This window comes from Actinomyces israelii, from assembly GCF_030253495.1.
GTDB classification, from domain to species: domain Bacteria; phylum Actinomycetota; class Actinomycetes; order Actinomycetales; family Actinomycetaceae; genus Actinomyces; species Actinomyces israelii.
Genome location: NZ_CP124548.1, coordinates 966,538 through 984,510 on the forward strand (window position 1 = coordinate 966,538; position 17,973 = coordinate 984,510).

At 71.5% G+C, this 17,973-nt stretch carries 14 protein-coding genes; 7 read left to right on the forward strand and 7 right to left on the reverse strand.

The genetic code is table 11. The annotated features are described in order from the left end of the window. Positions 1 to 106: 106 nt before the first annotated feature. Positions 107 to 1,096, forward strand: coding sequence for a UDP-glucose 4-epimerase GalE (gene galE / locus AIF0345_RS03945; RefSeq protein WP_285297273.1), 990 nt, complete (start codon positions 107 to 109; stop codon positions 1,094 to 1,096). A 123-nt stretch (positions 1,097 to 1,219) separates the two neighbouring features. On the opposite strand, the gene AIF0345_RS03950 is transcribed toward galE, so the two are convergent. The 4 genes from AIF0345_RS03950 to AIF0345_RS03965 all read right to left on the reverse strand — a co-directional run bounded on the left by AIF0345_RS03950 (position 1,220) and on the right by AIF0345_RS03965 (position 5,168). After that, positions 1,220 to 2,125 carry an LCP family protein gene (locus AIF0345_RS03950; protein WP_268917605.1) on the reverse strand — a complete coding sequence of 302 codons (906 nt, stop codon included), beginning with the start codon at positions 2,123 to 2,125 and terminating at the stop codon, positions 1,220 to 1,222. Between the two features lie 611 nt (positions 2,126 to 2,736). After that, positions 2,737 to 3,993: an LCP family protein gene (locus AIF0345_RS03955; protein WP_043562392.1), complete on the reverse strand. Its 1,257-nt coding sequence runs from the start codon at positions 3,991 to 3,993 to the stop codon at positions 2,737 to 2,739. 41 nt (positions 3,994 to 4,034) lie between these two features. After that, positions 4,035 to 4,424, reverse strand: coding sequence for a DUF2304 domain-containing protein (locus AIF0345_RS03960; protein WP_043562391.1), 390 nt, complete (start codon positions 4,422 to 4,424; stop codon positions 4,035 to 4,037). A gap of 24 nt (positions 4,425 to 4,448) precedes the next feature. Then, entirely contained in the window at positions 4,449 to 5,168 is a 720-nt protein-coding gene (locus tag AIF0345_RS03965; RefSeq protein WP_084682501.1) for a glycosyltransferase family 2 protein, read from the reverse strand. 125 nt (positions 5,169 to 5,293) lie between these two features. Here AIF0345_RS03965 and AIF0345_RS03970 point away from each other — a divergent pair, with 125 nt between their 5' ends. The 5 genes from AIF0345_RS03970 (at position 5,294) to AIF0345_RS03990 (ending at position 10,687) form a co-directional block, all read left to right on the forward strand. After that, the gene (locus AIF0345_RS03970; protein ID WP_268917606.1) at positions 5,294 to 5,902 is read left to right on the forward strand and encodes an acyltransferase; all 609 of its coding nucleotides are present in this window, start codon (positions 5,294 to 5,296) and stop codon (positions 5,900 to 5,902) included. Next, complete coding sequence (locus AIF0345_RS03975) at positions 5,902 to 7,023, forward strand: DegT/DnrJ/EryC1/StrS family aminotransferase (protein WP_268917607.1); 1,122 nt, start codon at positions 5,902 to 5,904, stop codon at positions 7,021 to 7,023. The genes AIF0345_RS03970 and AIF0345_RS03975 overlap by 1 nt, the downstream gene beginning before the upstream one ends. 3 nt (positions 7,024 to 7,026) lie before the next feature. Beyond that, positions 7,027 to 8,043: a Gfo/Idh/MocA family protein gene (locus AIF0345_RS03980; protein WP_268917608.1), complete on the forward strand. Its 1,017-nt coding sequence runs from the start codon at positions 7,027 to 7,029 to the stop codon at positions 8,041 to 8,043. Between the two features lie 89 nt (positions 8,044 to 8,132). Then, positions 8,133 to 9,377, forward strand: a complete 1,245-nt coding sequence (locus AIF0345_RS03985; RefSeq protein ID WP_268917609.1) for a lipopolysaccharide biosynthesis protein — start codon at positions 8,133 to 8,135, stop codon at positions 9,375 to 9,377. After that, entirely contained in the window at positions 9,374 to 10,687 is a 1,314-nt protein-coding gene (locus AIF0345_RS03990; protein WP_052375266.1) for a glycosyltransferase, read from the forward strand. The genes AIF0345_RS03985 and AIF0345_RS03990 overlap by 4 nt, the downstream gene beginning before the upstream one ends. 2,201 nt (positions 10,688 to 12,888) lie before the next feature. Here the strand turns inward: AIF0345_RS03990 and AIF0345_RS03995 are convergent. After that, a complete protein-coding gene (locus AIF0345_RS03995) occupies positions 12,889 to 13,839 on the reverse strand; it encodes a glycosyltransferase family protein (RefSeq protein ID WP_043561810.1) in 951 nt (316 codons plus the stop codon). Positions 13,840 to 13,950: 111 nt separating this feature from the next. Here AIF0345_RS03995 and AIF0345_RS04000 point away from each other — a divergent pair, with 111 nt between their 5' ends. Then, positions 13,951 to 15,048, forward strand: a complete 1,098-nt coding sequence (locus AIF0345_RS04000; RefSeq protein WP_043561805.1) for a glycosyltransferase — start codon at positions 13,951 to 13,953, stop codon at positions 15,046 to 15,048. 25 nt (positions 15,049 to 15,073) lie between these two features. On the opposite strand, the gene wecB is transcribed toward AIF0345_RS04000, so the two are convergent. Together wecB and AIF0345_RS04010 are read right to left on the reverse strand one after the other, a co-directional pair. Further along, positions 15,074 to 16,153 (reverse strand): non-hydrolyzing UDP-N-acetylglucosamine 2-epimerase, encoded by a 1,080-nt coding sequence (gene wecB / locus AIF0345_RS04005; protein ID WP_268917619.1) that lies wholly within the window; start codon positions 16,151 to 16,153, stop codon positions 15,074 to 15,076. A 67-nt stretch (positions 16,154 to 16,220) separates the two neighbouring features. Next, entirely contained in the window at positions 16,221 to 17,876 is a 1,656-nt protein-coding gene (locus AIF0345_RS04010; protein ID WP_285297279.1) for an asparagine synthase-related protein, read from the reverse strand. Positions 17,877 to 17,973 lie beyond the last annotated feature (97 nt).

The window sequence follows — 17,973 nt, forward strand, 5'->3', positions numbered from 1 at the left end:
CGGACGGGCAAGGCGACGGCGGTTCGCGGGGCTCGATGAGCTCACGGGGCGACGCGGCCGATTGAGACCAGGCGGCACCAGCGGTATTTCGTCTACGCTTAGTGGTATGAGCATCCTCGTTGTCGGTGGCGCCGGCTACATCGGCGCCCACGTCGTCCGTCTCCTCCTGCAGCGCGGGGATGAGGTGATCGTCGTCGACGACCTGTCCTACGGCACGCCCGAGCGCGTGGTCGGCGCCGCCCTCGTTGAACTCGACGTCGCCTCCGGGGGCGCCGTCGACGCCCTGACCGACGTCATGGGGCAGCGAGGGGTGAGCGCGGTCATCCACTTCGCGGCGCGCAAGCAGGTGGGCGAGTCGGTGGCGAGGCCCAGCTGGTACTACCAGCAGAACGTCGGCGGCCTGGCGAACATGCTGCTGGCGATGGAGCAGGCGCGGGTCGAGCAGATGATCTTCTCCTCCTCGGCCGCCGTCTACGGGATGCCGCCGGTGGAGGTCGTGCCCGAGGACATCGACTGCCACCCGATCAACCCCTACGGCGAGACCAAGCTGATCGGCGAGTGGATGATGGCGGACTGCGAGCGGGCCTGGAGCCTGCGCTGGGCGGGTCTGCGGTACTTCAACGTCGCTGGCGCCGGCTGGGACGACCTGGGCGATATGGCCACCCTCAACCTCATCCCCATGGTGCTCGACCGCCTCTCGCGCGGCGAGACCCCCAAGATCTTCGGCACCGACTACCCCACGCCGGACGGCACCTGCATTCGCGACTACATTCACGTGCGCGACCTGGCGGTGGCGCACATCGCCGCCCTGGACTACCTGGCCGACGGCCGGAAGATGACCGATCACATTTTCAATGTGGGCACCGGCAAGGGGTCGAGCGTGCGCGAGGTCGTCTCCAAGGTCATTGCGGCCACCGGCCTGGACGTCGAGCCGGAGGAGCTGGACCGCCGCGCCGGCGACCCGCCCCAGCTCATCGGCGACGCCGAGCGCATCGGGGAGGTCCTGGGCTGGAGGGCGGAGCACGATCTGGACGACATCGTGGCCTCCTCCTTCTCCTCCTGGCAGGCCGATCCCAAGCGCACGAGCTTCGCCTGACCCAGACGGCGCGGACTGTTCCGGCCCCGCCCGCCCGCCCCGTGCCGGGGCCGGCGGGCGGGGCCGGTTCGCGACCGATCTCGGTGCGGAAGTGAACCGATCTCGGCGAATGGGGGAGTGGGGTCAGGGCTGCTGGTCGAAGTCCTTGGCCGTCAGCCGGCCCGCCCGCACCTTGGAGAAGAAGTCGGGTGCGGTGGTGTCCTGCAGGAGCACCGCGGCGCCGATCCCGCCGGGCTCGTAGTCGAGGCTCTCAATCGGCGGCGCGCCGGTGAGTCCGTCGCTCGAGGCCGAGCGGAAGGCCAGCGCCATCCGCGCCAGGCTGAGCGTGGAGGCGTCCTCGTCCACGGTCAGGGCGCTCGTCCCGGAGTCGACGAGCCGGCCCTGCCGGAAGGGGTTGATCAGGGTCGTTGGAGACATGGCCTTCGAGACCACCGCCGAGACGACCGTCCGCTGGCGCTGGGCGCGACCGATGTCGCCGGTCGGGTCCGACTTGCGCATGCGGGAGTAGGCCAGGGCCTTGTCTCCGTCGACGGTCTGACAGGTGCCCTTCGAGGTGTCCCACACCAGGGAGGAGTCGGGGTCATCGACGTCGTAGTCGAGGCACACCCTGATGCCGCCGACCGCGTCGACCATCCGCGTGACCCCGCCCATGCCGACCTCGACGTAGTGGTCCATGGTCAGGCCCGTGAGCTTCTCGGCGGTCTGCACCAGGAGCGGGGCCTGCCCGTAGGAGTAGGCCGCGTTGATCTTGTCATCGTCGTAGCCGGGGATCTCGACGTAGGTGTCGCGCGGCAGCGAGATCAGTGAGGCCTGCCCGTTGGGCGCCTTGTGGAGCACCATGATCGAGTCGGCGCGCGAGCCCTCGGTGCCGTCCTGGGGCACGCCGCCGTCGGCGCGGGAGTCCGAGCCGACAATGAGCCAGGTCTCCCCGGAAGTGTCCTTGGCCGCGGACAGCGCATCCACGCGCTGGAGCCTGGAGTCGATCTCGTACCACAGCCAGGCCACGCGCCCCACGGTGAGGACGAGCATCAGGACCAGGAACGCCGCCAGCCATCGCAGTGGCCGGCGCCGACCGGCGCTCTCCGGCGCGTCGGGCCGCACCGGCAGGTGGGCGGGGCCGTCGGGCCGGGAACCCGTGGCGCCGACCGGGAACGCGGCCCGTCCACGGGGGCCGGGAGCGGCGCCGCCGGCAGCCCTGCCAGCGCCCCCGCCGGGCAGGGCGCGGGTGGGTTCGGGGCTCGAGGCGGACCGGCTCCCGATCGGGACGGCGGAGGAGCCCCGACGCGCATGGCTCGCACCGCTCCTGCTGCGGCGGTCCAGGGGCTGAGCCGTGCGCGGCGGCGATCCGGACCGCAGGGAACGGCGCGGCGGCACGGCCCCCTGTCGCGTGCCTGAGGCTCCTGAAGGTGCAGCGCCCTGGCGGGACGGGGCGGCAGAGCGGGGGGCGCGTCCTCGGGCGTCGGCGGGGCGGCCGGCCGGCGCCGGCGGCCGCCTGACTCCGGGGCGGGAGCCCGTGCCCGACGCCGAGCGGGCGGAGGCCGGCCTCGCCCCATCCTCGCGACGGCGGTCCGAGGGGGAGTCGGGGTCAAAGGACGGGGGCAGATCCGGTGAAGGAGTCACAGAAGGCCGACCTGGTCATGTCACTGGCACTGGGTGGCGGGGTCCACGGTCGCCGGGTCCTGCTGGTCCTGCCCGCCGCCGGTCGGGACCTGGGGCTGGAGGGGGCTGGGCTTGACCTCGGTGTCGCTGGACGGATCGCTCGCCTCGGCGGAGTCGCTCGCGGTGGGAGCCGCCTCCTTGCTGGGGGAGGTCCCGTCTGCGGACAGGGAGACGGCGTCCTCGGGGACCGGCTGGTCGGCGCGCAGGGCGTCCCAGACCTCGTTCGCCTTGCTCCTGATGGGGACCACGCGGTTGGCGTCGTAGGCGTCCTGCTCGACGGGCATGGTGATGAAGTTGATGTTGTCCATGCCGATATTGGCGGCACTGTTGGCCAGGCCCGCGAGCTTGTCCACGCCTCCCAGCCCGGTGCTGACGGTGAGCGTCTCCAGCGCCGAGGTCGCGAAGGCGTAGAGGGACGTCATATCGGTCAGGAGGTTCTTCGACTTGGCAGTGCGCATCATCGCGGCGACCAGCTGCTGCTGCCGCCCGATGCGGGAGATGTCGGAGCCGTCCCCCAGCGAGTAACGGGCGCGCGCATAGCCCAGGGCCTGGGCGCCGTTGAGCGTGTTGCAGCCCTTGTCGAGGTAGAGGTCGGCCCTGTCGTCGGCGACGTCCTCATCGACGTACATCGGCACGCCGCCCAGGGAGTCGACCATCTTCTCGAAGCCGGTGAAGTCGACCACCATGAACTCGTCGATGCGGAGATTGGTGAGCCGTTCGACAGTCTTGATGGTGCATGCGGCGGCGTACTTGACGTCCTCGGGATCGGTTGAGTTGTCGGCGCCCGTGGAGAAGGCCGAGTTGAAGATGGTCTCGGAGGAGGGACTGCTCTCAGAGCCGTCGGGCAGCGTGCACGCGGGTATTGTCACCAGGGTGTCGCGGGGGATCGAGACGACGTCCATGCGGCTGCGGTCCTCGGACAGGTGCACGATCATGGCCGTGTCCGAGCGCATGCCCTCCGTGCCGTCGTTGACCACCTGGCCGTTTCGCGAGTCCGAACCCATGACGAGGATGTTGACCGCGCGCCCCTCGAAGGAGTGGTCCGTGGGCCCGTCGGGCCGGTCGTTGCCCAAGAGCTTGTCAATGTCCTGGATCTTGAGGCGCGACTGAAGATCCTGATAGATGGCCCAGCCGCCCGTGGTCACGAAGAGCATGACCGCCAGCAGGCTCAGCAAGACGTTGCGCAGCAGCCGGTGGCGCAGCTCGCGTGCTGCGTGGCGGACGGGTGGGGTAGTCACACAACTTACAATACGCCGAGAACTCGCACCTTCCTATGATTCTAGTCTCGTGTGGAGTGTGGTGCCGACTTCCGTCCTGCCCCGCCCCGCTTGGGATCGGGCGCCGTGTCCAGGGCGATGCGTCGCGCCAGATGTGTGATCTGTCTCTCGCGCCTGGCGTCGCGGCGGAACGAGGAGAGGACCTGAGCCAGGAAGGCGATCACCAGGGTGTAGAGGAGCAGGTCGGCGCCGCGCCCCACGCCGACGAAGCGGGCCAGGTGGGCCGTGAGCGAGGGCACGACAATGGCGACGATGGCGAAGAGCACGAAGGCCAGCGTCACCAGCCTGCGCCCGGCCTGGTGGCGCGCGCCTCCGGGGGAGCGCAGCATCATCCACCCGATCCCCGCGACGCAGACGAGCAGGACGGACTTGATGATCAGCTGGGAGGTCATGGCGGGCTCCTTGCTCGGGCCGGGTCAGGAGAAGATCAGATCGACGAGGATATTGACGGAGTTGAGCAGCGACTGCCCCTTCGCCTTGGAGTAGGCGGTGTAGGCGATGTGCACCGGGAACTCCCGCCAGGGCAGGCCGGTGGCCCCGAGCTGGCGGATGATCTCGCTGGCGTGAGCCATGCGGTTCTGCCTGAGGTTGAGGTGCTTGGCGGCGTCCCGCCGCAGCAGCCGCAGCCCGTTGTGCGCGTCGGTTAGATGCATGCCGGTGGTGCGGGAGGCGACCAGGGCGGCCGTGGCGAGCACGAGGCGCTTGAGCCGGCCGACCGGCGAGGGCCCCTCGAGGAACCGGGAGCCGAGCACGATCGCCAGGTCCTCCTCGCGGGCGGCCGCCACCATGGCGGCGGCGTCGGCGGCCGAGTGCTGGCCGTCGGCGTCGAAGGTGATGAGGTAGCGCGCGTCCGTGCGCTCCAGCACGTAGCAGATGCCGGTTTGCAGGGCGGCGCCCTGCCCCAGGTTGATGGGGTGGCGCACGACGACGGCGCCCGCCGCCTCGGCCTTGGCCGCGGAGTCGTCCCGCGAGCCGTCATCGACGACGACGATGTGGCGGAAGGTTCGTCGGGCGTCCTCAATGACCTCGCGGACGACCTGTGCCTCGTTGTACAGGGGGACAACGAGGCAGGCATCGTCCAGGTCCTCGGGATGCTCGGGCTGTGCGGGGGGCGGGGAGTCCGGGGAAGACGTCACTGCCGCATTCTTACACGCGGCTCCTTCCTTCGGGGCGGGCTAGGATGCGGACATCGTCCCTGTCCCGCGGAGTCCGACTCGCCTCACCACTACACCACCTACGACCACCTACGTAAGGAGCCGCCGTGGCCACCCGTATTGCGCCGTCCGCCGACATATCCGAAGCAGCCGTGATCGGCGACGGCTCGGCGGTGTGGCATTTGGCTCAGGTGCGCGAGCACGCCGTGCTCGGCGAGGGCTGCGTCGTCGGGCGCGGCGCCTACATCGGCGAGGGCGTGCGGATGGGACGCCACTGCAAGGTGCAGAACTACGCCCTGGTCTACGAGCCGGCGGCGCTGGCCGACGGCGTCTTCATCGGCCCGGCGGTGACGCTGACCAACGACCACTTCCCCCGCGCCGTCAACCCGGACGGGACGCTGAAGTCGGCCTCCGACTGGGAGCCGGTGGGCGTGACCATTGACGAGGGCGCCTCCATCGGCGCGCGTGCCGTGTGCGTCGCCCCGGTGCGCATCGGGGCGTGGGCCACCGTGGCCGCCGGCGCCGTGGTCACCAGGGACGTGCCGGCGCACGCGCTGGTCGCGGGCGTCCCCGCCCGTCGCGTGGGCTGGGTCGGGCGCGCGGGCCGGCCGCTGGTCGCCGTCGGCAACGACGGCGGGGCGCGGCGGTGGCGGTGCCCCGCCACGGGCGCGCTGTACGAAGAGTCCGAAAACACGATCCGAGAGGTGCGTGCCTGATGTCACGTGAGTTCATTCCGGCTGCCAAGCCGATTATCGGGGCCCAGGAGCGGGCCGCCGTCGACGCCGTCCTCGCCTCGGGCATGGTGGTCCAGGGCCCGCAGGTCGCCGCCTTCGAGGAGGAGTTCTCCCGGCAGGTCGTCGGCGGGGCCCACGCGGTGGCCGTCAACTCGGGCACCTCGGCCCAGCACCTGGCGACGCTGGCCAGCGGCCTGCCCGAGGACGCCGAGGTGATCGTGCCGTCCTTCACCTTCGCGGCCACCGGCAACTCGGTGGCCATCGCGGGAGCCCGGCCCGTGTTCGCCGACATCGACCCGGCGACCTTCACCCTGGACCCGGCCGCCGTCGAGGCCGCGATCACCGAGCGCACCGCGGCGATCGAGGTGGTCCACCTCTACGGCCTGCCGGCCAATATGCCCGAGATCATGAGGATCGCCGAGGCCCACGGCCTGGCCGTCTTCGAGGACTGCGCCCAGGCCCACGCCGCCGCCATCGACTCCACGCCGGTGGGCGCCTTCGGCGCGTGGGGGTCCTTCTCCTTCTACCCGACCAAGAACATGACCTCCCTGGAGGGGGGCATGGTCACCACCGGGGACGCCGAGCTGGCGCGCCGGGTGCGGCTGCTGCGCAACCAGGGCATGGAGAAGCAGTACGCCAACGAGCTGGTCGGGCTCAACAACCGCATGACCGACGTCGCCGCGGCCGTGGGCCGGGTCCAGCTGGGCAGGCTGGCCGGGTGGACCGCGCAGCGTCAGGCCAACGCGGCGGCGCTGGACGAGGGCCTGGCCGGCGTGCCGGGCGTGGTGACCCCCGCCGTGCCCGAGGGCTACACCCACGTCTACCACCAGTACACGATCCGCTTCGAGGGCGCCACGGGCGCCGAGCGCGACCGCATCCAGGCCGCCCTGAAGGAGGAGTGGCAGGTCGGCACCGGCGTGTACTACCCGATCCCCAACCACCGGCTGGACTCCCTGGCGCCCTACGCGCCGGGCGTCGAGCTGCCCGGCACCGAGAAGGCGGCCCGCGAGTGCCTGTCCCTGCCGGTCCACCCGTCCCTGTCCGAGGCCGACCTGGCGCGCGTCGCCCGGGCGGTCGCCGCAACCGTGAGCGCAGGAGCCTGACCCATGAGCGAGACAGCGAACGCACCGACGACCACCCGGAACCTGCGCGTGGGCCTGATCGGCCTGGGCTCCATGGGGCGCCACCACGCCCGCGTCATCCGCGCCACCCCCGGCATGGAGCTCGTCGCCGTGGCCGACCCCGGCGGCGACCGCTTCGGCGTCGCCGGGGATCTGGAGCTGCTGCCCGACGTGGCCGCGCTCATCGACGTCGGCCTGGATGCCGCCATGGTGGCCGTGCCCACCGTCTACCACGAGGAGGTCGCCCTGGCCCTGGCGGAGGCGGGCGTGCCCACCATGGTCGAGAAGCCCATCGCGCACAGCGTCCAGGCCGGCCGCCGCGTCGCCGACGCCTTCGCCTCCCGCGACCTGGTGGGGGCCGTCGGCTACGTCGAGCGCTGCAACCCCGCCCTGCGGGCCCTGCGCGAGCGCCTCGACGCCGGTGAGCTCGGGCAGGTCTACCAGGTGCTGACCCGCCGCCAGGGCCCCTTCCCGGCGCGCATCAGCGACGTCGGCGTCGTCAAGGACCTGGCCACCCACGACGTCGACCTGACCGCCTGGGTGGCGGGCTCCCCCTACTGCTCGATCAGCGCCCAGGTCACCCACCGCTCCGGGCGCGCCAACGAGGACATGGTCGTGGCCAACGGCCTGCTGGCCAACGGCGTCATCGTCTCCCACACCGTCAACTGGCTGACCCCCTTCAAGGAGCGGGTCACCATTGTCACCGGGGAGAAGGGCGCCTTCGTGGCCGACACCCTCACCGGCGACCTCACCTTCCACGCCAACGGGACCGTGGAGTCCTCCTGGGACCAGGTCGCCAACTTCCGGGGGGTCAGCGAGGGTGACGTCATCCGCTACGCCATCCCCAAGCGCGAGCCCCTGGCCCTGGAGGCCGAGCACTTCCGCGACGCCGTGCTCGGCACCGGCGGCGAGGCCGTGACCATGGCCGACGGCGTGGCCACCCTGATCGTCGTCGAGGCCATCCTCGCCTCGGCCAGCGAGAACCGGGTGGTGGAGATCTGAGCCGGTCCACCGCCCCGACGGGTCCCCGGGCGAGGCTGCTCGCCCGGGGGCGGGCCCTGCTCGCGGGCTCGCCCTTCCTCGCCCACGTCATGACGCTGGTGACCGGCACCGTCGTCGCCCAGGGGGTCGTCTTCGTCATGACGATGATCCTCACGCGCGTGTACTCCGCGCAGGACTACGGCCAGTTCACCCAGTACGCCTCGGTGGTGGCGATCATCGCCTCCGTGGCGGCCCTGCGCTACGACATGACCATTATGCTGCCCAGGCAGCGCTCCTGGGCGCTGGCCTGCGCGCGCCTGGGCATGGTCTGCGTGACCGTCACGTGCCTGCTCGCCATGGTCGTCTCCTTCCCCCTGCGCCCCTGGGTGTCCGCGCACTGGGGGCCGGGCGTGGCCGCGTGGCTGCCCATGGTGGGCGCGACGGCCTTCCTGCTGGCCTCCCTCCAGCTCCTGCAGTACTGGTACAACCGCGAGTCGGACTACAGGACGATCTCCGTCAACCGCGTCGAGCAGCAGATCGGGCAGACGGTGGGCCAGCTCGTCCTGGGCGTGGTGGGCATGGTCAGTGTCGGGGGCCTCATCCTGGGGCAGACGGTGGGCCAGCTGTGGGCCTTCTTCAACCTGGGCCACAAGGCGCGTCCCCTGCGCGCCCCCCTGCCGGCGGGCTCTCCCTCCCTGTGGCACGTGGCCCGCCGCTACAAGCGCATGCCCCTGCTCAACGGGCCGAACGTGCTGGTGGACGCCCTGCGCCTCAACGGCGTCAACCTGCTCATCGGCGCCTGGTCGGTGGAGGCCCTGGGGCAGTTCAACCTGGCCTGGCGGGTCCTGGAGGTCCCCCTGGCACTGGTCAACGGGGCCGTCTCCCAGGTCTTCTTCCACAAGCTCTCCACCCTCGAGCCCGGGCAGATGCGCCCGCTGGTGCGCCTGGTCATCAAGCGGATCCTCGTGCTGGCCCTGGCGCCCTTCGCGGCGCTCTACCTGGTCTCCCCGTGGCTCTTCCCGCTGCTGTTCGGCGCGCAGTGGTCGGACTCGGGCTACTTCGCGCGGGCCCTGACTCCCTGGCTGTTCCTGACCCTGGTCACCTCGCCCCTGTCCAACCTGTTCGTCGTGGCCGAGCGGCAGGACTGGATGCTGGGCTTCGCCGTCGTCTACGCGGCCGCGCCCCTGGCCTGGCTGTACTGGTCGCCGCTGGAGCTGCTGCCGACCACCTACGTGCTCGGAGCGATACAGGCGATACTTCTGATGGGGATGATCTTCATGGCGGACCGCGCCGCGGCTCACTTCGATACGCCCACCTGCAGCGTCTCAGACGGCCATCTACAGGAGGAAGCATGACCCGTAACGACCTGCCCCACAGCGCAGTTAGGGCGCTGCTTTTGCTCACCGATGCTTTCCCTTATGAGGTGGGCGAGGAGTTTCTGGAGCAGGAGATCGAGGATTTGTGTGCGGCCTACGACCATGTTGTCGTCGTACCGCTGCGGCAGAGGCCGAATGCGCGCCGGACTCGATGTTTACCAACCAATGCTACCTGTGCATTGTTGCCGACTCCGCGGGGTCCGAAAATTATGACTTTCTGGCAAAGCCAGGCCGTCTTGCGCGCTCCCCGCATCTTGCTCAGTCGCCCGCGTATGATCCAGACTGCCCCCTGGACATCCTTCGGGCGTTTTGGTATGGACATCCGCTTCGCCGCCATCACGCTGAGCGCATATGCAAGGTTGCGCCGTCTGTGGCCATCTTTAGGGCTCGACGACGCCGATCATGTGACCGTCTACTCCTATTGGTTCTTCACGGGGGCTGTTCTGGGCGGAATGCTGCGCCGCCGCGAGTTGGCTGGCAAACCAGTTCATGTGGTAGCCCGCGCGCACGCTTACGATGTTGATGAAAAAGATGCGCCGCGCGGGTACATCCCCGGCCGAAACCTCGTTATGGCCTCGGTGGACCGGGTCTACCCGATATCCGACTATGCGGCCAATTTCCTGCTTCGCCGTTTCCCCGATCAGGCCGAGCGGATCAAGGTGCGCCGCTTAGGCGTGCCCCCGGCCCCTTTCCGTCAGCGAAGGATTACCACCCCCTTTGCGCTCGTTTCCTGTAGCCATATGGCACCCTATAAGCGGGTAGGATTGCTTGTGGAGGCCGTGGCTGAACTCGAGCGTCGAGGCCGGAAGGTCGCTTGGACGCATATTGGTGAATTCGATCATGCTCGCCTGAAGGTCATGCGCGCTCGTGCAGTGCAATTGCTGACCACTACATCTTGGACGTTCACCGGGCATTTGTCTAATGTGCAGGTACGCGAGTACTACGCTACACAGGATTATTCCTGTTTCCTCAACGTCTCCGACGGTGAGGGCGTACCTGTTTCAGTCATGGAGGCTCAGGCTGCGGGCCTCCCTGTAGTTGCCACAGCGGCTGGCGGCACGGGGGAAATCGTGCTCGACGGTGTCAATGGGCGATTAATCCCCGTGAATACCACCGCCGCCGAGATTGCCGACGCCATCGAGTCCATCATGGATACGGGTTCAAGGGACTATGCGGATATGAGCGCTCAAGCTCGGTCCACATGGGCGTCCATGAGCGACGCTACCCGCCAGTACCCCCAGTTCGTGGACGGCCTAGTGGCTTTGGAGGGCGAACCGCCGCGAGACTGATATGGGGGTGCTTGCTGTCAAGTGGGCAGGGTGGGGCGGGCCCCTGTTCCTGGTCTGGGATCGGGGGGCCCGCCTGGTCGTTCGCCGGTGTCTGCCGGGTTGCGGGGCGCGTGTGTCGTGGACGCGTGGTGGGTCTGATATGCGCGGGTCTGGTTGCCGCATGACCATTCTTCGGCGAGGGAGCTCGGCTGGTCTGGAGTGAGTGGTTTTTCTTGGACAGTGGGGGCCCGGTGTTCTGGTGGCGGGACAGGGTGGGGTTGTGTCGAGAGCGTGGTGCTCGGATGGGCTCGGGGTGCGGGTTGTGCGTGAGAGCGTGGGTGAAGGGGTCGGATGATCGTGTTGGTGTCTGCTTGTCAGTGGTCTGCCGGCGCAGAGGAGTGGTGGGCTGGGTGGGCGGGTAGTGCAGGGATCATTCCGCCGCCCGGGGGTGAGGAGGGTTTCCGCGGCGAGTCGGCTGGGACCCGGGGGGCTGCGCGCCTGGCAGTCCGCAGCGCCAGGAGTGGCGGGGCGGGCTGCCTGGAAGAAGCAGCGGCGTACTTCGCGAGGGGGGGTGCGGAAGTGGCTCCCGGGGTAGGAGGCCACTGGTCGCCAGGGGCACGGCTGCCCGGCCTGTGCTGGTGTGCCGGCGGGGCCGGGGTGCCCGGGGGTCGGGCTACCACGAGCCGGCGGGCCGGGTGTCGGCGGCTGCCACCAGACGACGCGGACTGGTCCTTTTCATCAGGACTGAGCTCGGTGCCTCGGACGGAACCCTGCGGGTACCGGCGCGTCACCGCGGCCCTGCGGCCGCGGGGGCGTGGGCGCGTGGGCCGCGGCACGGTGCGCACCCGCCCGTGCGTTCCCAGGGCCCGCCAGGCCGCGGCCCCGCCGAAAGGCCCGGCGCCACCGCTCCCGGGCCGCCGGGCCCGGGGCTCGCGTCCCGACCTGGTCCGGCGGGGCTCCCGCCGCCAGCAGGCCCGCGATGAAGTGGGTGGGCGGTATCCACCTGTATCAGAACCCGGGGAGGAGGGCTCGATCTGCCTGACGACCGTCCCCGGGCTGCTGCACCAGGAAGGTGGTCGGGTACGCCACTGGGGCGACAACGCGCGGCACCGGCCCCTGGTGTGCGAGGCGATCGATATGGCGGCCCGCAGGTGCCCGACGAGGAGGGACAAGACGATCTTCCACCCCGCCCCGGGCCGCGGCAGCCCGGCACGCCTCCGCCCAGCCCGCCAGGCACCTGAAGGGCTACGGCACTCCTCCTTCGGTGGGCAGGACCGGGGTGTGCTGGGCGGGTGCCCGGGCGGAGGTCGGCGGGTGCGACCCTGAAGGAACGACAGAGCCCACGCCAATGGTGCACCCCACCAGACGCAAGGCCATCAACGACACTGCCTCCCGGGTCGAGCCCGGTACACAAGTCAGACGCGTCTTCACTCGGCGCTCGGGTACCGGACGCAGGGCGAGGCCGAACACGATCTGGTAAGCAGTAACAAAGCCGCCCGACCAACACAATCAACCACAGTCCGAGACACACCCAGCAGCCCACACGTGGTCGCGGCGGACACGCCGCAGCCAGGGCGCCCGCGGGGTCCGGGTTCCGCGCCCCTGGCGCCGTCATAGACGATCCCGCGGCGCAGCAGCGTCCTGGGGCAGGCGGTGGCGGGCCCTCAATCAGGTCGCCGCGGGCACCCGGGGCGCGAGCGCACCAGGTCACGGGCCCCCTCCTGGCAAGCGGGTGGGGACCCGCACCACGGGCGATATCGTCGCGGTGCGCCAGGCGGGCCAGCAGGATCGCGCACCGTGCGATCGGTCCCGGGCCCGCTCACCGCTAGGGCGCAGCAGCCTGGAGGGCGCCGCCACCCGGCGGGCGACCCTGCTCCCCGGCCAGGGCCCCGGGCCCGCCCGAGACCGGTCAGACCGGCCTCACAGCGTCGCCCTGACACCCCCGCACCCCGCCCGCAGGCCAGCGACCAGCGCCATGACCTCGCCGGCACCACCGGGCACCGTCCCGTCAATCAGCCCGCACCCGTCAGCGCATCGACCGCCGCGACCCTGACAGACACGGGCACGAGCACCCAGTCCCAGACTCCTGCGCTCGGCAAGCACCGGGGCCTCCTATGCATGTCGGCACCCCGACCCCCTCACAGCCGCCAACGACCCACGAGGTCGCACACGCCAGGCCCCGGCCCGCAAGCCATCAGACCCCACCCCCATATGGTCTGAGATCAGCCCGCCAGGCGCGCGTAGAGGGCGTCGAGGCGCTCCACGACGGCGGACGGCGCGTGCGCGGCCAGGCACCAGGCCCGGGCCCGCTCCGCCGTCTGCTCCGCCTGATCGGGGTGGTTCAGCGCCCAGCGCACCCGTTCGGGCAGGGTGTCTGCGGTGGAGGCGATCACCGGCGCGCCCGGCGCCTGCATGACCACCGGCCGGCCCAGGGCCATCGCCTGCAGCTCGGTCATGCCCGGCACCCCGAAGGAGTGCTGGCCCACGACCACCTCCGCGCCGGCCATGAGGTCCAGGAACGCCGGACGTGCCATGAGCGGGTGCAGCCGCGCACCCGCCGCCTCCGCCCGGGGGGCCAGGACGCCCCAGCTCACGCCGTGGACCTCCACGCCGTCGGCCACGAGGGCCGCCACGGCGTCGACGAGCGCCTCGCCGCCCTTCGTGTCATCCCAGCGCGAGGAGAAGACCACGCGGCCGGGCACGGGCCCGGGCCGCTCGCCCTCCATCGCCTCCAGCGACAGGGGATTGGGCAGCCACTGGGCGTCCGGGCGCAGCGCGGTCACCGCCTCGGCCAGGTCCTGGGTGGAGTACAGGACCGCGGCCGCCTTCTTCAGGCCGAGCAGCGTCAGCTCCCTGGCCACCGGGCGGTGCAGGTCCATGCGCACGTCCGAGCCGTGCAGGTGCAGCACGTAGGGGGTGCGCGTCCCCCAGCCGTAGTAGCCGTTGGGGCCGTAGTGGACGTGCACGACGTCGGCCCCCGGGCGCGTGCGCAGCCAGCGCACGGCGTCCACCGCCCGCCTGGCCGCGGCCGCCACCAGCGGACCGCGTACGGCCGGCAGGGTGTAGAGCATCCAGCGGTGACCCGTGGCGCGCGCCTGGGTCACAAGGGCCGAGCCGACACCGGCGACATCGCCCACATGGGCGACCCTGAGATCCAGGGGGCTGCGCTCCATGCTCGTCTCCCGTCTGCGCGATCCGGGGCAGACGCCCCGGCGGCCTGCGGCCGCTGCTCTAGGATAGTGGCTCGACGGTGGCGCGGGCCGCCGGAGGAACTGGAGACGAGCATGCCCACAATGGTCTTCCACACGCCCTTCCCCATCGACCGCCAGGCGCGCTCGGCCTCGGGGATCCGGCCCTGGCGGATGATGGACGCCTTCGCCGCCCTGGGGTACGAGGTCCTCGACGTCACCGGCGCCCCCGCCGAGCGCCGCAGGCGCGTGCGCGCCCTGGCCGGCCGCCTGCGCGAGGGCCAGAGGATCGACCTCCTCTACTCCGAGTGCGCCACCATCCCCACCATGCTCGCCGGGGCGCGCCACCTGCCGCCCCACCCCGTCCTCGACCCCGCGCTGTTCTCCCTGGTGCGCCGCCACGGAGTCCCCACGGGCCTGTTCTACCGCGACATGTACTGGGCCTTTGCTGACTACGAGGCCTCGGTGGGCCGCCCCCTGGCCGCCCTCATGCGCGCCGTCTACCGCTACGACCTGGCCTGGTACCGGCGCCTCGTCGATGTCCTCTTCCTGCCCTCGGCGCAGATGGGCCACTACGTCCCCGCCTTCCCCCCCGACCGCATGGAGCCGCTGCCCCCCGGCGGCGTGATCGTCGACAACCATGTGCCGGGTGAGGGCCTGCGCCTGCTCTATGTGGGCGGCTTGGGCTACCACTACCGCCTCCAGGAGTGCGTGCGCGCGGTTGTCTCCGCGCCCCGGGACGTGACCCTGACGATCTGCACCCACGAGTCCCAGTGGGAGGCCGCGCGCGCCGACTACGAGCCGCTCATGAACGATCGGGTGCGGGTGGTGCACCGCTCCGGAGAGGGGCTGGAGGCCCTCTACCGGGAGGCCGACGCCGGCGTTCTGCTTGTTGATGCCGACGAGTACTGGGCGTTCGCGGCCCCCGTCAAGCTCTTCGAGTACCTCGGTCACGGGCTGCCCGTCCTGGCCACCGCCGGGACGCTCGCCGGGGACCTGGTGGCCTCTCAGGGCTGCGGATGGACCCTGCCCTACGACGCCGACGCCATCGGCTCCCGGCTCACCGCCCTGGTCGCCGACTCCGCCCGCGTCGAGCGGGCCCGGGCGCGCACCCATGAGGTCCGCGCCGACCACACCTGGGAGGCCCGCGCCCAGCGGGTCGTGGACGTCCTGGGCGCCGTGCGGCGCAGCTGAGCCCCCTCGGTGGGCTCGGGGTCCCTCAGCGGGCCTCGGCCAGGAGCACCTGGGCTACGCGCCCGGCGGCGCGCCCGTCGCCGTAGGGATGGGCCCGCTCCGGGGCCGGCTCGGCCGGGCGCGGCCGGGAGGCCGCCCGCCGCAGGGCCGGGCCGGGCTCGACGAGCGTGTTCCAGCCCAGCTCGACCGTCTCCACCCACTCCGTCTGGGGGCGCACGGTGGTGCAGGGCACTCGCAGCAGGAAGGCCTCCTTCTGCAGGCCGCCGGAGTCCGTGATCACGCCGCGCGCGTGGAGGGCCGAGGCGATGAGGTCGGGGTAGGCCAGGGGCGGCAGGACGCGCAGCGCCCCCCGGTCGGTCAGGCTCAGGCAGTGCTGCCCGCACTTGGCGACCAGGCGCGGGTGGGCCAGGAGGACGACGGGGTGGTCCACCTCGGCCAGGGAGTCGAGGATGTCGCTCAGGCGCGCGGCGTCGTCGGTGTTCTCCGCCCGGTGGATCGTCGCCAGGGAGTAGGAGCCGGTCTCCAGCCCCAGCCTGGCGGTCACGGGGCAGGGGGAGCCCGCGACCCGGTCGCGCACGCTGAGCAGGACGTCGGTCATGACGTCCCCGACGACGCGCGTGCGCCCCGCCAGGCCCTCGTGCTCGAGGTGGGCTGCGGCCACGGCCGTGGGCGCCAGGAGCAGGTCGGCGGCGTGGTCGGTCAGGACGCGGTTGATCTCCTCTGGCATGGCCCGGTTGAAGGAGCGCAGGCCGGCCTCCAGGTGCGCCACCGGCACGTGGAGCTTGACCGCGCTGAGCGCCCCGGCCAGCGTGGAGTTCGTGTCCCCGTAGACGAGGACCCAGTCGGGCGCCAGGCGCCCCAGGGCGTCATCCATGGCGCCGAGCATGGCGCCAGTCTGGTGGCCGTGGGACCCCGAGCCCACCCCCAGGTGGAGGTCCGGGGCGCTGATGCCCAGGTCCTGGAAGAAGACGTCGGAGAGCATGGGGTCGTAGTGCTGACCCGTGTGGACGATTGCGTGCTCGACTTCGGCCTCGTGCAAGGCGTGGTCGACGGGAGCGAGCTTGACGAACTGGGGCCGGGCTCCCACGACGGACATGACGCGCATGCGCACACCCTATGCCAGGCGCCGTCGTCGTTCCCTCGGTGCTGCGGGGCCGGGAACCGGGCCCGGCTCAGGCGGGCCGGCCCAGGTCGCCGAACAGGTGCGCCGGCTCGCACCAGGTGTCGCGCGTGAAGGCCCGGGCCCACGCCCCCGGCACCGTCCAGCCCCCCAGGAGCCGGGCCGTCAGGAGCGGGCGGGGCATGTCCGTCACGAGGGCGTCGAAGCCCATGGGGGAGTGCAGGGACGCCCAGGTGGAGAAACCCCGCTCGGCCGCGCCCAGCAGGTGCATGGCCTCAAGGCCGGCGCGCAGGCGCGAGCGAGTGGCGGCCGACACCCTCGTCGCCTGGAAGTAGCCGGTCGGCTCCCGTCCCGTCACCCGCGCCCACAGGTCGTCGATGACCGATCGGTAGAAGGACCGCGTCGCGGTCAGGGCCGCGCTGCCCCGCGCCCAGGCCCGCCACATCTCGACGTCGAGCATGGGCAGGGCCCACTCCAGGCCCAGCTGCTCGTAGGCCCGCATCGAGTTGTTGATGTACTTCGTCTGGCGCTCGCGGATGTTGTAGCCCTCGATGACGCTGCGCACGACCCGCCCCTGGGCCGCCGCGGTGGCCGCCGGCTGCGTCGTCGGGGCGGTCATGCCGCCGAGCGTCAGGGCGCGGCGCACAGGCGGCGCCGTCCAGGCGCTGCGCTCGGCCCGGCGGGCGCGCCCGCGCAGGGAGTGGTGGTGGCGCAGCAGCGCCCGGGCGATCGCCGCGCGGGAGACGGGCACCTCCTCGAGGAGCTTCTCGTCGTGCATATTGCCCACGATCGTGTGCCCGGGCAGGATGACGTCGCCCGGCCGCAGCACGCCGTCGTCCACGAGCCGGCACAGGGCGTACCAGTCCTGCACGTGCGGCAGGGCGGACAGGGCGCTGGCCTGGCGCAGGAAGGACGCCGTGCGCTCGGAGTTCCACACCTCCAGCAGGGCGGTGCGCTCGATCTCCACCCCGTGCCACGGGTAGCCGGCCGAGCGCGCCACCGACTGCGAGACCGCCATCTCCCGCGAGCCGGGCAGCCCGTAGGTGAAGGTCATCACGTCCTCCACCCCGTGCAGGCGCAGCCAGGCCACGAGCAGGCGCGAGTCCAGGCCCCCCGACAGGGGGATGGCAAGGCGTCGTCCGGCGGCGCGCTCCAGCAGGCGGCCCATGGCCGCGTCCAGGGCCTCCAGGAAGAGGCCGCCGAAGGCCTCGGGGTCGTCGACCTCGTCGTCGGCGTAGCGGAAGAAGGCGTAGTCGTCCTGGGCGGGGCGGCCCGTGGACCGGTCCACCGCGACCACGGCGCCCTGCTCCACCTGGTGGACGCCCTCCAGGAAGGTGCGCGGACCCGTCACGAAACCCGCGTCCTGAAGCTCCTCGAGCGCGGCGGGGCAGGCCGCCGGATCCTCCAGGGCGCCCAGAACCGCCTCCGCCGAGTCGGCCACGAGCAGGCGGCGGTCGTCGCCCCGCCCCGTCACCGTCCAGAACAGGGGCCAGGAGCGCAGGCGGTCAACGGCCAGGACGACGCGCTCCTCCTCCACGCGCACGGCCGCCAGGCGGCCCGGGTGGTCGCGCAGGACGGCGGGGGAGACGGGGTCGGCGCAGGGACGGTCCGCGCGCACCACGACGACGGCGCTATCGGCGCCGCCGGGGTCGGTGGAGCCGGAGCTCTCCGCCCAGCCGGGAGCCGTGAGCCTGAGATCGATTTGCACTACGCTCTCCTTGCTGCGCGGGCACCTCCAACGGGCATGGCTGAACACAATCCTACCCACGCGTCCGGTCCTGCACCTGGCAGTCGCTCGTCCTATT

What these genes read in the sequence shown, in the direction of transcription:
- galE (WP_285297273.1), top strand. Translation starts at nt 107, where the DNA reads ATGAGCATCCTCGTTGTCGGTGGCGCCGGCTACATCGGCGCCCACGTC.
- AIF0345_RS03985 (WP_268917609.1), top strand. Translation starts at nt 8,133, where the DNA reads ATGACGCTGGTGACCGGCACCGTCGTCGCCCAGGGGGTCGTCTTCGTC.
- AIF0345_RS03995 (WP_043561810.1), bottom strand. Translation starts at nt 13,839, where the DNA reads ATGGAGCGCAGCCCCCTGGATCTCAGGGTCGCCCATGTGGGCGATGTC.
- AIF0345_RS03980 (WP_268917608.1), top strand. Translation starts at nt 7,027, where the DNA reads ATGAGCGAGACAGCGAACGCACCGACGACCACCCGGAACCTGCGCGTG.
- wecB (WP_268917619.1), bottom strand. Translation starts at nt 16,153, where the DNA reads ATGCGCGTCATGTCCGTCGTGGGAGCCCGGCCCCAGTTCGTCAAGCTC.
- AIF0345_RS03975 (WP_268917607.1), top strand. Translation starts at nt 5,902, where the DNA reads ATGTCACGTGAGTTCATTCCGGCTGCCAAGCCGATTATCGGGGCCCAG.
- AIF0345_RS03950 (WP_268917605.1), bottom strand. Translation starts at nt 2,125, where the DNA reads ATGCTCGTCCTCACCGTGGGGCGCGTGGCCTGGCTGTGGTACGAGATC.
- AIF0345_RS03960 (WP_043562391.1), bottom strand. Translation starts at nt 4,424, where the DNA reads ATGACCTCCCAGCTGATCATCAAGTCCGTCCTGCTCGTCTGCGTCGCG.
- AIF0345_RS04000 (WP_043561805.1), top strand. Translation starts at nt 13,951, where the DNA reads ATGCCCACAATGGTCTTCCACACGCCCTTCCCCATCGACCGCCAGGCG.
- AIF0345_RS03990 (WP_052375266.1), top strand. Translation starts at nt 9,374, where the DNA reads ATGACCCGTAACGACCTGCCCCACAGCGCAGTTAGGGCGCTGCTTTTG.